Source organism: Agromyces tropicus (genome assembly GCF_039531345.1).
Lineage (GTDB): Bacteria > Actinomycetota > Actinomycetes > Actinomycetales > Microbacteriaceae > Agromyces > Agromyces tropicus.
Map to the genome: position 1 here is coordinate 585,908 of NZ_BAAAPW010000001.1, position 12,035 is coordinate 597,942.

Consider the following 12,035-nt stretch of genomic DNA (forward strand, 5'->3'; position numbering starts at 1 on the left):
CGCGTGGGCCGTCGCTCAGGCGCGCGGGTGGGCCGTCCGGTACGACTGCTTGAGCCGCTCGGCCGTGACGTGCGTGTAGATCTGCGTCGTGCCGAGGCTCGCGTGGCCGAGGAACTCCTGCACGGCGCGCAGGTCCGCTCCGCCGTCGAGGAGGTGCGTCGCCGCGCTGTGCCGGAACGCGTGCGGACCGGCGGGCCCGGATCCCGGAAGGTCGGCGAGGAGGGCGGCGACGAGCCGGTGCACGCTCCGCACGCCGAGGCGACCGCCGCGGACGCCGAGGAAGGCCGCGTGCGTCGCGGTCGCACGCGGCTCGGTTCCCCCCGCCCCGGCGAGGAGCGCCGGACGGGCGCCGGCGAGGTAGCGGTCGAGCGCCGTCGCGGCGGGCGCGCCGTACGGCACGACCCGCTCCTTGGCGCCCTTCCCGGTGACCCGCACGGTGCGATTCCCTCGGTCGATGTCGTCCACGTCGAGTCCGACGAGCTCGGAGACGCGCAGGCCGCAGGCGTAGAGGAGCTCGACGACGGCGACGTCCCGAACGGCGACGGGGTCCCCGTCCGCCGCACGCGTGGCCAGGCGTTCGAGGAGTTCGCCGACGGCGGGCGCGGTCACCACGCGTGGGAGGGTGCGCTTGGCGCGCGGCGCGCGCAGTCGCGCGGCGGGGTCGGCCTCGAGTCGACCGGTGCGTTCGAGCCAGGCGCAGAACCCTCGTGCCGACGCCGCCCGTCGTGCGACGGTGGCCCGCGCGAGGCCGCGTTCGGTGGACTCCCACAGCCAGTCGCGGAGGAGGTCGAGGTCGAGCTCCCCCGCTGCGCCGACGCCCCGGCCGCCTGCGAACCGGGTCAGTTCGGCGAGGTCCGAGGCGTACGCGGCGACGGTGTGCTCGGAGTACCCCCGCTCGTGACGCACGTGCGCCAGGTAGCCGTCGACGACCTCGTCCAGGTCGCCGCGCCGGTCCGCGGGCGACGTGTCCGCGGCGGCGGCTTCAGCCATCCGTCACCCATTCGCGCTTGCGCGAGAACTTGTCGAGGCGGCCGGCTTCGTCGAGCGCCTCGACCTCCGCGAGGAACTGCTCGCCGAAGCTCGTGATCTCGCGGTGGTCGCCGACGGGCACGACCGACGTGACGACCGCGTCGTCGAAGCAGTTCACGAGGGAGAACGATCGTCCGCCGTCGATGCCGACCAGGTGGCGCGGCGGTGCGGAGAGGTCCATCGTGTAGGCGAGCGCGCCCGCGACCGACACGGGGACTCCGGCGAAGGTGCCCTGCGTCGGGTAGTGCAGGTGGCCGCCGAGGATGAGGCGGACGTCGCGGTCGCGGAGCACCTCCTCGAACTGCTCCTGCCTGCGGAGTTCGAGGATGTCCATGAGCGCGAGCGGCGTGGCGATCGGTGCGTGGTGGAGCGCGACGATCGTGCCGTGCGGGGCCGGCTCCGCGAGCACCTCGTCGAGCCAGTCGAGGGTGTTCGGCTCGAGCACGCCGTGGTGGAAGCCGGGGACGCTGGAGTCGACGGCGATGATACGGAGCCCGTCGAGGTCGATGACCTGGTTCACGGGACCGTCGCCGCCGTCGGGGTCGTCGAGGAGGATGGCCCGGAACGGCTCACGCTCGTCGTGGTTGCCCATGACCCAGATGAGCCGCGCCCCGGTCGCCTCGGCCACGGGCTCGAGCACGGCCCGCGCCCGGCGGTACGCGTCCTCCTCGCCCATGTCGGCGACGTCGCCGCTGATCAGGATGGCGTCGAGCCCTCCGGACATCCGCATCATCTGGGCGGCGGCGCGTTCGAGGTGCGCGACGGTGTCGGCTCGCCCGCCGAGCGGCGCACCGCCCTCGAGGAGATGCGTGTCGCTGAGGTGCGCGATGACGTGACGCGCGGCGGGATACCGGCCGAGCCGAGGATGGTCCATGTCTGCCTCCCGCCGCCAGCCTAGGACCACCGTCCGCGGCGTGCGTAGCCTCATTCGGGGCGTCGTCGAACCCAGCCGTCGGCCGCGCGCGCGACGAGCCCCGTCGCATCGAGTGCGCCGAGCGCTCCGAGCACGGGGCCGGACGCCATGCCCGTCGCCCGGATCAGCTCGTCGACCGAACGTGATCGCCGCACGGAGAGCGCATCGAGCACGCGCCGTTCGTGCGACGTGAGCGCCTCCAGAGCGCGTTGCGACGAGTGGGTCGAGCCCGGCGCGTCGTCGCCCGCCGGTCCGGGCCGATGGCCGCGGACGAGCTCGGCCATCTGCGCGGCATCCGTCACGCACAGCGCGTCGAACTCGCGCAGGAGTCGGTGGCATCCCGCTGATGCGGGGCTCGTGACCGGTCCCGGCACCGCCCCGAGGGGCCGCCCGAGCGTCGCGGCGTGCCCCGCGGTGTTCAGTGATCCGGAGCGCACGCCGGCTTCCAGGACGACGGTCGCACCGGCGGACGCGGCGATGAGCCGGTTCCGCTGGAGGAACCGCCAGCGAGTGGGTGCCGCCCCGCACGGCAGTTCGGACGCGACCGCGCCCGTGGCGGCGATCCGGCCGAGCAGCGCCTCGTGCCCGGCCGGGTAGAACCGGTCGACCCCGCCCGCGAGGAAGGCGACGGTCGTTCCCCCGGCGGCGAGCGCGGCGCGATGGGCCGTGCCGTCGATCCCGTAGGCACCGCCCGAGACGATCGCGACTCCCCGGTCGACGAGCCCGGCCGCGGCCTCCACTGCGACGTGCTCGCCGTACCCGGTCGCGGCCCGGGCGCCCACGAGCGCGATCGACGGCGACGCCACGACCGCGCTCGATCGCCCCCGCACCCAGAGCGCGAGCGGCGCGTGCGGACCGAGGTCGGCGAACCCGACCGGCCAGTCCGGGTCGCCGGGCAGCACGAGTCGCGCGCCGACACGGGCGGCCTGCGCGAGCGAGCGCGCCAGCGCCGCATCGTCGATCCGCGGCCTCCACCGTGCGGCGCCAGCCGTCAGTTCGCGCGAACTCGGCGCGGACTCCTGGCGCAGCGCGTCGACGAGTTCGGTCGCACCACGCCCGGACAGGATCCACCCGGCCGACTCCGCCGCGCCGAGCGACTCGACCATCCGGCCGAGCACGCCGTCGCCCGGTTCGGCGACCGCACCGAGCACGACGCGCGCCACGGCGTCGTGCGGCGCTCCCGCCGCGCCGGGACGAACGGCGATGAGGTCCTCCCGCAGGCGATCGACCAGTCGCTCGAGCCCCCCGCGGTTCATGCCACCGCCCCCATCCGCAACCCGAGCGCTCGGCCGACGTGCTCGGCGGTCGGCCGGGTCGCGCCGTCGAGGTCGGCGACCGTCCATGCCAACTTCAGCACGCGGTCGTAGCCGCGCATGGTCACGCCGCCGCGCTCGAGCGCATGGTCGAGCGCCCGGGTCGCCTGCGAGCCGGGATGCAATCCGCCCTCGCCGCGGAGCCACGGCCCGGGCATCTGCGCATTCGTCCGCCACGGCGTCCCGGCGAGCCGGTCCGCAGCGGCCTCGCGCGCCTCGATCACCCGTCGCCGAGCATCCTCGGTCCGCATCGCGGGCACGTGCTCCGGGTCCTGCCGCATCATGACCTGCGCGGGCGTCACTCGCGGCACCCAGAGGCGAAGGTCGACCCGATCCAGCAGCGGACCGGAGATGCGCGCGAAGTAGCGGCGCTTCGCCGCCGCCGGGCACGAGCAGCCGTCGCCGGGCGTGTCACCGCCTCCGCACGGACACGGATTGGCGGCGAGCACGAGCTGGAAGCGCGCCGGGAACGTGGCGACCGCATTCGCGCGGTGGATGCTGAGCTCGCCGGACTCGAGCGGCTGCCGCAGCGCGTCGAGCACCGCTGCCGGGAACTCCGGCGCCTCGTCGAGGAAGAGGACGCCGTGGGAGGCGCGCGCTGCTGCGCCGGGTCGGATGACCCGGCTGCCGCCACCGACCATCGCCGCCGCGCTCGTGGTGTGGTGCGGCGACTCGAACGGCGGCCGGACGGAGAGCGTCTCGCCGAGACGGTGCCCGGCGAGCGAGCGGAGTGACGCGACCTCGAGGGCGGAATCGGCGGTGAGGTCGGGCAGCAACCCGGGCAGCCGTGAGGCGAGCATGGTCTTTCCCGCCCCCGGCGGTCCGACGAGCATCAGGTGGTGTCCTCCCGCCGCGGCGATGAGGAGGGCGCCGACGGCGTCGACGTTGCCCACCACGTCCGCCAGGTCGCCGGCGGGCGGAGACGCCGGATCCTCGGCCTCCGCTTCCCCGGCTCCGCTGGCGGCGGGAGCCGACGGCGTCGCTCCTGCGGGAGGCCCCTCGGGCTCGCCGCCGTGCCGGCGCACCGCGTCGCCGAGGCTGTCGACCGCGACGACCTCGATGCCGGGCACGAGCCGCGCCTCCGGAGCGTTCTGAACGGGCACCATCACCCGCTCGCACCCCGCCCGAGCCGCGGCGAGGACGGCGGGAAGGATCCCGTGCGTCGGGCGCAGGCGCCCGTCGAGCCCGAGCTCGCCGAGGTGGACGCACTGCGAGACCGACGCGGCATCCACTGCGCCCGCCGCCGCGAGGCAGGCCACGGCGATGCCGAGGTCGAAGGCGGAGCCGTGCTTCGGCAGCGCCGCCGGCGACAGGTTCACGGTCAGCCGGCGAGCCGGGAGCGGACACCCGGCATTGGTCGCCGCGGACCGGACGCGTTCGCGCGCCTCGCCGAGCGCCGCATCGGGCAGGCCGATGATGACGAATGCCGGGAGCTGGCTCGACAGGTCGGCCTCGACCTCCACGATCGAGCCCGACAGCCCGACGAGCGCGACCGACCGGGTGTGCGCGACCGGCATCAGCCCACGCCCTCGAGGTGCTCGACGATCGCCGGCGCATCGGCGGGGGCGTGCACGGCGACGGCGTCGATCCTGAGGCCCGCGGCGGAGCGCTCGTGCGCATCGCACCAGGCGAGCGCGAGACGGCGGAGGCGCGCGAGCTTGACGGGCGTGATCGACTCGAACGGGTGCCCGTACCGGACGCCGGTCCGGGTCTTCACCTCGACGAAGACGAGCACGCTCCCGTCTCGGAGGACGAGGTCGATCTCGCCGTGGCGGCAGCGCCAGTTCCGGTCGACGACGCGCATGCCGCGCGCCTCGAGGTGCTCGGCCGCGACCTGCTCGCCGCGGCGCCCGAGTTCGATGTTGTGGGCCATGCCCCCAGCGTTGCGCGGACGGCCGGCGTTGCCATCCGAGGGAGCCTCGAGCGCGACGGAACGGGGCGCGACCGGCTTGTGGAGGACGGTTTCAGCGGACCGCTCGGCCCGCGCGGGACCGCATCCTCAACGCCGACCCGCCCGGGTCAGGTCACCGGGCACCCGCGTCAGCCGCCGCGCACCCCAGAGCAGCGCGAGCTGGATGAAGCTGGCGAAGACGGCACCGGCGGCGTCGTTCGAGTCCGCACTGAACACGGGGATGATCCCGATGAGCGACAGCAACGGGATCACGACCCCCAATGCTCGGTTCCGGAGTCCCGTCGTTCCGGCGGCGATCGCGCCGAAGACCCCGCCGGCGCCCCAGCCGAGGAACCACATGCCGATGAGGAAGTCGGGCGGCGTCGACGACTGGACGGTCGCGGCGTAGATGAGGATCAGCAGCGTGGCGACCCACGCACTCGCGAACGCGGTCCCCCACAGGAGACGCCGCGAGACGACGTCGCGGGCCGGCGGAGTCGCGGCAGGCGCCGGCTGACGGTCCCCCCGACGCGCATCCGGCGGGACGGGTGCCACCTGAGCCGGCGGCGGTGCCGGTGCGCGTGGCTGCGGCGGATCCGGCTCCCGCACCACGGGTTCCCGCACCTCCGGCTCCGGCGCGGGCTCCGGCTCCGCCTTCGGCGCCTCCGGCTCCGTCACCACCGGCACGGCTTCCGCGTCCGCGCGCTCGCCCGGACCCGTCACCACGGGCTCCGCCGCATCCGGCTCGGGCACCGCCGCCTCGGGCACCGCCGCCTCGGGCTCCTCCGCCGCGTCGACCGCCGGCGCCTGCGCGACCGGCTCCCCCACCATCTCGAACAGCCGGCTCTCGTCGCCGCGCAGGTAGAGCACGGGGGTCACCCACTCCAGCGTTCCCGGGCCCAGGCCGAGGATGCCGATGCGGCCGCTGCGGGCGGCGAGGTCGACCGTCCGGCCGCTCCCGAGCGAGGTGTAGAAGCCGTTCGCGAACTCGATGGCCGCGTCGTCGCTGATCGAGAACTGCATCGCGACGACCGCGTCGATGCCGCTGCGGACGAGGGCCGCCGCCGTGCCCGAGAACAGGTCCGTCGACCCGGCGGCGGCGGACGCGCACGAGTTGAGCACGACCAGGCGCGGGGTCGGGTCCGCCTCGTCGAGGAGGTCGGCGAGGCTTCCCGCCGCGACGAACTCCGCACGGCCGTCGCGTCCGACGAACGCGAGCATGCCCTCGTCGCGAGCCTCGTCGAACAGGCCGTGCCCGATGAAGTGCAGCACGTGCCAGCGGCCGGAGAGCAGTGCGGCGTGGAGGCCGCGCCACGACACGTCCTCGAGCCAGTGCACCTCGACCTGCCCGGCGGCGATCGGCGCGGCGAGGGCCTGCTCGAGACGTTCGCGCTCCTCGGCGACGTCGATCGGCACGAGGTTCGCGGGAGCGGCGACCATGGCGAGGACGCGCAGCGGTGGCTCGACCTCGAGCGGGTCGCGGACGTGCCGCGCGGGCACGACGCGCACGAGCGGGTCGCGTCGCGACACGTAGGTTCCGGCCTCCGGGTCGAACAGCGTCTCCCACGGGAGCGCCGCGAGCTCGGGCACGCGCGTGCGCAGCCGCAGCTGCAGCTCCCGGCCGCGCTCGGCGGCGACCGCCCGGCTCGTCCGGTACGTCTCGCCGATCCCGCCGTCGAACACCCGCTCGAACAGTTCCCGGCCGACCTCCCGGATAACGGACTCCTCGGGTCCGACGACCCGCCTGGCCCGCACGGCCGCGGCGAGGATGTTCGCCTCGACGGTGCGCCGCCGCGCGAGCAGGTCGTCGACGTCGAGCGACACGACGGCACTCGGACGGCCTCCGCCGACGGCGCGCGACACGCGCACGAGGTACGTCCCCGGGTCCGGACCGGGTTCGATGTCCAGCTCGATCAGCGCCTGCATGATGCCCCGGCGCGCCCCGACGGCTGTCGACGACGCGACCGTCCTGTCAGGGCCCACGATAGCCCGAGCGGCGCGAGCCCGTCATCAGGGCTCGCCCCGACCGCCGCGCCTACTCCTCGAGCGCGAGGTCCTTCGGCAGCTCGAACTCGCGCGTCGCGAGCTCTTCCACGTTGACGTCCTTGAAGGTCAGCACGCGGACCGACTTCACGAACCGGTCGGCACGGTAGACGTCCCACACCCAGACGTCCTTCATCGTGAGCTCGAAGTAGAAGTCGTGCTCGGTGTCGCGTCGCACGAGCTCCACCTCGTTCGCGAGGTAGAACCGCCGCTCGGTCTCGACCACGTACTTGAACTGCGTCACGATGTCGCGGTACTCGCGGTACAGCGCGAGCTCCACTTCACGGTCGTAGTCGTCGAACTCGTCCTCATCCATCGTGGATCATCCTACTTCGAGGTCGAACAGCGACGGCGCCACCTCGGGCGTGCGATCGTGCAGCCAGGTGCGCCGGTGCAGGTCGCTCGGGCCGTGCTCCGCGATCGCCGCGAAGTGCGCCGGACTCGAGTACCCCTTGTTCTCGTGCCAGTGGTACAGCGGGGTCTCGTCGTGCGCGCGCCGCATGCCGCGGTCGCGGTGCACCTTGGCGATGACGGATGCCGCGGAGACCGACGCGCAGTCGCGGTCGGCCTTGATCCGCGTGATGACCTGGGCGCGGTGCTCGATCGACTGGCTGAGCCAGTCGTAGTTGCCGTCGAGGAGCAGCGGTGCGCCCGCGACGACGCCGCGGTCCACGCCGAGCTCGGCGAACGCCCGAGCACCGGCGAGCCCGAGGCAGGCCATGATGCCGAGCCGGTCGATCTCGTCGGCCGAGGCCTCGCCCACGGCCGACGCGAGCACCCACGACGCGGCGCGGGGCGCCAGCAGTTCGCGCTTGGGCTCGGGCAGCATCTTGGAGTCGCGGAGGCCGGCCGGCATCCGCCTGATCGTGGCGTCGATGACGACGATGCCGACCGTCACCGGGCCGGCGAGCGCACCGCGCCCGACCTCGTCGCACGCGAGCACGACCGGCGCACCGCCGGCCATGAGGTCGCGCTCGATCCTGAGCGTCGGCACGCCGGCGGGGCTCACGTCAGCCGGTCCCCTCGTCGACGCCGGAGAACACCTGCGGGTAGTTGTCGAGCCATGCCCAGTGGGCGATCGGCCAGCTCACGACCACGGCGCGGCCGACGACGTTCTCGATGGGTACGAAGCCCTCGAGCGGCGTCTCGGTGTTGTAGCGCGAGTCCTTGGAGTTGTAGCGGTTGTCGCCCATGACCCACAGCGAGTCGGCGGGCACCTCGACGTCGAAGTCGTCGCGCGACACCTTGGACTCGCCCGGCGGCAGCGCGACGTACGGCTCGTCGAGCGGGATCCCGTTGACGGTCATCTGCCCGAGCGCGTTGCAGCACGCCACGTGGTCGCCGGGCAGGCCGATGACGCGCTTGACGAGGTGGTCGTTGGAGTCCGGCGCCGACAGGCCGACGAACGCGAGGAAGCCGTCGACGATGGCCACCAGCGGCGGTCGCGACTCGTCGGCGCGCGCGGGCAGCCACCCGCCCGGGTCCTTGAAGACCACGACGTCGCCGTGCTCGATCGGAGTGACCTCCGGGACGAGCTGGTTGACGATGATGCGGTCGTCCTGCATGAGGGTCTGCTCCATCGACTGCGACGGGATGAAGAACGACCGGATCAGGAACGTCTTGATGAGGAACGAGACGAGCACGGCGACCAGGAAGATCACCACCAGGTCGCGCAGGAACAGCAGGGCGCTCCGGCGACGCGACGGCGCCCCGGAGGTGGCGCGATCGTCGCGCTCGGTACGTGTGTCTTCAGTCATGAAAAAGGTCGAGCTCCCCGACCCAGTCTAGGGGTGGGGAGCTCGAGCGGATGACGCGTGTGGAACGGCGTTGGGCCGATCAGTTCTCGCGCTTCTCCTTGATCTTCGCCTTCTTGCCGCGGAGCTCGCGCAGGTAGTAGAGCTTGGCGCGACGGACGTCACCGCGGGTGACGACCTCGATGTGGTCGATCACCGGCGAGTGCACCGGGAACTTGCGCTCGACGCCCACCTGGAAGCTCACCTTGCGCACGGTGAAGGTCTCGCGCACGCCCTCGCCGGAGCGGCCGATGACGACGCCCTGGAAGACCTGGATGCGCGAACGGGTGCCTTCGACGATGTTGACGTGCACCTTGACGGTGTCGCCCGGGCGGAAGTCCGGGATGTCCGAACGCAGGCTGGCCGCGTCGACGTGGTCGAGGATGTGCATGATGGTTCGCTCTCTGCGCCCGCCACCGGTCGAACGCGGATCATGGAATGGAAAGTGTTCGGCGCCGTTCGCGCGATTCCTCGCGGCGTGCGGGCTCCCCGGAGGCAGAGCCATGCGACGGCACAAACAACCATTCTGCCAGATGGCCGCCTCACCGGCCAAAACCGCGCGGATGCCGCGGCGTCGGCGCACGCACGACGCGGTGCGTCAGTCGCGCCGCTGCTCCCAGCGCCGCTCCTCGCGGACCACGATGACCTCGCCCGCGTCCTCCGCGGAGCGCGTGCGGCCTTCGGCGCCGCCGGCACCCGGGGCGCCGGCCGCGACGATGCGCTCGTACTCGTCCATGGTCGCGCGAACGCGCCGGGCGCCGTCGCTGACGAGCCGCCACACGGCGTACCAGAAGGCGACGATCGCGCCCACCATCGCGAGCACGGCGAGGGTGATGCCGGCGGGGCCGTAGAACCCCGCGCCGATGATCAGGAGGTGCCAGACGCCGAGCACGGCGACGTCGGACCAGGCGACCGCGCGATCCTGGCGCACGTCGGGTCGGGCCGCGACGATGAGGGCCACCACGCCGAGGGTGATGAACGCGATCGGCGTGGCGAACATGAGCCCGAGCACGCCCCAGCCGCTCGAGCCGAAGATCGCGTAGCCGATCAGCAGCCACAGCGGCAGCACGACGGCGGCTGCGAACTGCCACCGGTAGAACCCCCGTCGGATGAGCATGACGCCAGCGTACTTCGCAGGGCTGGGCACGGGCCGGGTGTTCACTCAGGGCGGAGCCGCCACAATGGACTGCGGAGAGGATGAGCGTGATCGAACTGAGGACCCCTGCCGAGATCGAGGAGATGCGACCCGCCGGTCGCTTCGTGGCCGGCGTGCTGGAGGCGACGTCGAAGGCCGCGGCCGTCGGCGTGAACCTCCTGGAGCTCGACGCCCTGGCGCACGAGATGATCCGGAAGGCCGGCGCGGAGAGCTGCTACATCGACTACCACCCGTCGTTCGGCGCCAGCCCGTTCGGCAAGGTGATCTGCACCTCCGTCAACGACGCCGTCCTGCACGGCCTCCCCCACGACTACCGGCTGAAGGACGGCGACCTGCTGAGCCTGGACTTCGCCGCCTCGGTCGACGGCTGGGTCGCGGACTCGGCGATCTCGGTCGTCGTCGGCACGCCGCGCGATGAGGACGTGCGCCTGATCGAGACGACGCGCCGCGCGCTCGACGCGGGCATCGCCGCGGCCCGCCCGGGCAACCGCATCGGCGACATCTCCCGCGCGATCGCGGACGTCGCCAAGGCCGAGGGGCTGTCGATCAACACGGACTTCGGCGGCCACGGCGTGGGCCGCACCATGCACGGCGACCCGCACATCCCCAACAACGGGCGGCCGGGACGCGGCCTGCCGCTGAAGCCGGGCCTCGTGGTCGCGATCGAGCCGTGGTTCCTGCAGACGACGGACCGGATCTTCACCGACCCCGACGGCTGGACCCTGCGCAGCGTCGACGGCTCGCGCGGGGCGCACTCCGAGCACACGGTGGCGGTCACCGAGGGCGACCCCATCGTGCTCACGCAGCGGGGCTGACCGCCGCGAGGGTCTCGGGCGCTGCGATCGCGGCCCGTTCGAGCACGAGCTCGACGAGGCGCGGCGAGGGCGGGCCATCCGCCCGCAGCAGCGGAGCCGTCGTGACGTCCGCGCCCGCGGCGACCGCGAGGTCGTGGAAAAAGCCGGGCGCGAGCAGGTAGGTCGACACCACGACCCGCGAGACCGGATGCGTGGCGCGCACGAACCCGATCGCCTCGGCGAGCGCCGGCCGTGCCGCCGACAGGAACCCGATCGCGACGGGGCGCCCGAGGCGCTCGCCGAGCCCGCGCGCGACCGCCCGGCAGTCCTCGACGGCGCGCGGATCGCTCGAACCCGCAGCGGCGAGCACCACGCGGTCGTCGGGGCGCAGCCCGGATTCGCGCGCCCGCTCGACGAGCACGTCGAGCAGGCGGCCGTCCGGACCGAGCGCCGGCGCGAGTCCGGCGCGACGGCCGTCCACGGCCTCGGCGAGGTCGACGTGCACGTGGTAGCCCGCGGAGAGCAGCAGCGGCACGACGGTCGCCTCCGCGCCGTCGCCGAGCGCCTCGAGGACCATGGCCACGTCGGGCTCCTGCACGTCGACGAACGCGTCGACGACGTCGCACCCGACGGGCGCGGCGGCGCGTACCGCGGCGACGAGACCGGCGACGGCGGCACGACCCTCGGCCGACGACGTGCCGTGCGAGGCCGCGACGACCGCCGTGCGGCTCACGCGTCGACCTCCACCTCGATCATGCCGCCGACGATGCGCGTGCGGTACGTGCGCAGGCCGAGCGCCGGGTCGGTGAAGCACTCCCCCGTCCCGAGGTCGTAGACCTGCTTGTGCAGCGGCGACGCGATCGTCGGCCGCTCGCCACGCGAGCCGACGATGCCGCGCGCCATGACGGGCGCGCCCGTGTGCGGGTCGTGGTGGTCCACGGCGTACACCTCCTCCTCATCGAGCCGGACGAGCGCGACGAGGCGCGAGCCGACGAGCGCCACCTCGCCCCAGCCGGGCTCGAGGTCGGCGACCCCGCACGTGGGGATCCAGCTGGTCGTGACTGCGACGGTCGACGTCATCTGCGGCTTCCTCTCCTCGATGG

At 73.6% G+C, this 12,035-nt stretch carries 14 protein-coding genes; 1 reads left to right on the plus strand and 13 read right to left on the minus strand.

The features are described from left to right. Positions 1–15 precede the first annotated feature (15 nt). The 11 genes from ABD230_RS02765 to ABD230_RS02815 all read right to left on the minus strand — a co-directional run bounded on the left by ABD230_RS02765 (position 16) and on the right by ABD230_RS02815 (position 10,099). On the minus strand, positions 16–990 hold the full coding sequence (locus ABD230_RS02765; RefSeq protein WP_344369265.1) for a tyrosine recombinase XerC: 975 nt from the start codon (positions 988–990) through the stop codon (positions 16–18). Next, entirely contained in the window at positions 983–1,903 is a 921-nt protein-coding gene (locus ABD230_RS02770; protein ID WP_344369266.1) for a phosphodiesterase, read from the minus strand. The genes ABD230_RS02765 and ABD230_RS02770 overlap by 8 nt, the downstream gene beginning before the upstream one ends. A 50-nt stretch (positions 1,904–1,953) precedes the next feature. Next, positions 1,954–3,198 (minus strand): DNA-processing protein DprA, encoded by a 1,245-nt coding sequence (gene dprA, locus ABD230_RS02775; protein WP_344369267.1) that lies wholly within the window; start codon positions 3,196–3,198, stop codon positions 1,954–1,956. Continuing rightward, positions 3,195–4,772, minus strand: a complete 1,578-nt coding sequence (locus ABD230_RS02780) for a YifB family Mg chelatase-like AAA ATPase (protein WP_344369268.1) — start codon at positions 4,770–4,772, stop codon at positions 3,195–3,197. Before ABD230_RS02780 ends, dprA begins: the two co-directional genes overlap by 4 nt. Further along, positions 4,772–5,128: a YraN family protein gene (locus ABD230_RS02785; RefSeq protein ID WP_344369270.1), complete on the minus strand. Its 357-nt coding sequence runs from the start codon at positions 5,126–5,128 to the stop codon at positions 4,772–4,774. The genes ABD230_RS02780 and ABD230_RS02785 overlap by 1 nt, the downstream gene beginning before the upstream one ends. A gap of 126 nt (positions 5,129–5,254) precedes the next feature. Beyond that, positions 5,255–7,072 (minus strand): CHAT domain-containing protein, encoded by a 1,818-nt coding sequence (locus ABD230_RS02790; RefSeq protein ID WP_344369272.1) that lies wholly within the window; start codon positions 7,070–7,072, stop codon positions 5,255–5,257. A gap of 109 nt (positions 7,073–7,181) precedes the next feature. After that, the gene (locus ABD230_RS02795) at positions 7,182–7,505 is read right to left on the minus strand and encodes a DUF2469 family protein (RefSeq protein WP_129234496.1); all 324 of its coding nucleotides are present in this window, start codon (positions 7,503–7,505) and stop codon (positions 7,182–7,184) included. A 6-nt stretch (positions 7,506–7,511) separates the two neighbouring features. Then, on the minus strand, positions 7,512–8,198 hold the full coding sequence (locus tag ABD230_RS02800; protein ID WP_425546181.1) for a ribonuclease HII: 687 nt from the start codon (positions 8,196–8,198) through the stop codon (positions 7,512–7,514). 1 nt (position 8,199) lies between these two features. Then, positions 8,200–8,946 (minus strand): signal peptidase I, encoded by a 747-nt coding sequence (gene lepB, locus ABD230_RS02805; protein WP_344369274.1) that lies wholly within the window; start codon positions 8,944–8,946, stop codon positions 8,200–8,202. A gap of 79 nt (positions 8,947–9,025) precedes the next feature. Then, positions 9,026–9,373 carry a 50S ribosomal protein L19 gene (rplS, locus tag ABD230_RS02810; protein ID WP_344369275.1) on the minus strand — a complete coding sequence of 116 codons (348 nt, stop codon included), beginning with the start codon at positions 9,371–9,373 and terminating at the stop codon, positions 9,026–9,028. A gap of 207 nt (positions 9,374–9,580) precedes the next feature. Further along, positions 9,581–10,099 (minus strand): hypothetical protein, encoded by a 519-nt coding sequence (locus ABD230_RS02815; RefSeq protein ID WP_344369277.1) that lies wholly within the window; start codon positions 10,097–10,099, stop codon positions 9,581–9,583. 86 nt (positions 10,100–10,185) lie between these two features. On the opposite strand from ABD230_RS02815, the gene map reads away from it, so the two are divergent. Then, complete coding sequence (gene map, locus ABD230_RS02820; RefSeq protein ID WP_344369279.1) at positions 10,186–10,953, plus strand: type I methionyl aminopeptidase; 768 nt, start codon at positions 10,186–10,188, stop codon at positions 10,951–10,953. Here the strand turns inward: map and ABD230_RS02825 are convergent. Further along, positions 10,937–11,665 carry a sirohydrochlorin chelatase gene (locus ABD230_RS02825; RefSeq protein ID WP_344369281.1) on the minus strand — a complete coding sequence of 243 codons (729 nt, stop codon included), beginning with the start codon at positions 11,663–11,665 and terminating at the stop codon, positions 10,937–10,939. The genes map and ABD230_RS02825 overlap by 17 nt on opposite strands. Further along, positions 11,662–12,012 (minus strand): nitrite reductase small subunit NirD, encoded by a 351-nt coding sequence (gene nirD / locus ABD230_RS02830; protein ID WP_344369283.1) that lies wholly within the window; start codon positions 12,010–12,012, stop codon positions 11,662–11,664. Before nirD ends, ABD230_RS02825 begins: the two co-directional genes overlap by 4 nt. Positions 12,013–12,035 lie beyond the last annotated feature (23 nt).

Excerpts from the sequence above, each read along its gene's own strand:
- ABD230_RS02815 (WP_344369277.1), bottom strand. The coding sequence starts at position 10,099 with ATGCTCATCCGACGGGGGTTCTACCGGTGGCAGTTCGCAGCCGCCGTC.
- ABD230_RS02795 (WP_129234496.1), bottom strand. The coding sequence starts at position 7,505 with ATGGATGAGGACGAGTTCGACGACTACGACCGTGAAGTGGAGCTCGCG.
- ABD230_RS02790 (WP_344369272.1), bottom strand. The coding sequence starts at position 7,072 with ATGCAGGCGCTGATCGAGCTGGACATCGAACCCGGTCCGGACCCGGGG.
- rplS (WP_344369275.1), bottom strand. The coding sequence starts at position 9,373 with ATGCACATCCTCGACCACGTCGACGCGGCCAGCCTGCGTTCGGACATC.
- nirD (WP_344369283.1), bottom strand. The coding sequence starts at position 12,012 with ATGACGTCGACCGTCGCAGTCACGACCAGCTGGATCCCCACGTGCGGG.
- ABD230_RS02770 (WP_344369266.1), bottom strand. The coding sequence starts at position 1,903 with ATGGACCATCCTCGGCTCGGCCGGTATCCCGCCGCGCGTCACGTCATC.
- lepB (WP_344369274.1), bottom strand. The coding sequence starts at position 8,946 with ATGACTGAAGACACACGTACCGAGCGCGACGATCGCGCCACCTCCGGG.
- ABD230_RS02785 (WP_344369270.1), bottom strand. The coding sequence starts at position 5,128 with ATGGCCCACAACATCGAACTCGGGCGCCGCGGCGAGCAGGTCGCGGCC.
- dprA (WP_344369267.1), bottom strand. The coding sequence starts at position 3,198 with ATGAACCGCGGGGGGCTCGAGCGACTGGTCGATCGCCTGCGGGAGGAC.
- ABD230_RS02780 (WP_344369268.1), bottom strand. The coding sequence starts at position 4,772 with ATGCCGGTCGCGCACACCCGGTCGGTCGCGCTCGTCGGGCTGTCGGGC.
- ABD230_RS02765 (WP_344369265.1), bottom strand. The coding sequence starts at position 990 with ATGGCTGAAGCCGCCGCCGCGGACACGTCGCCCGCGGACCGGCGCGGC.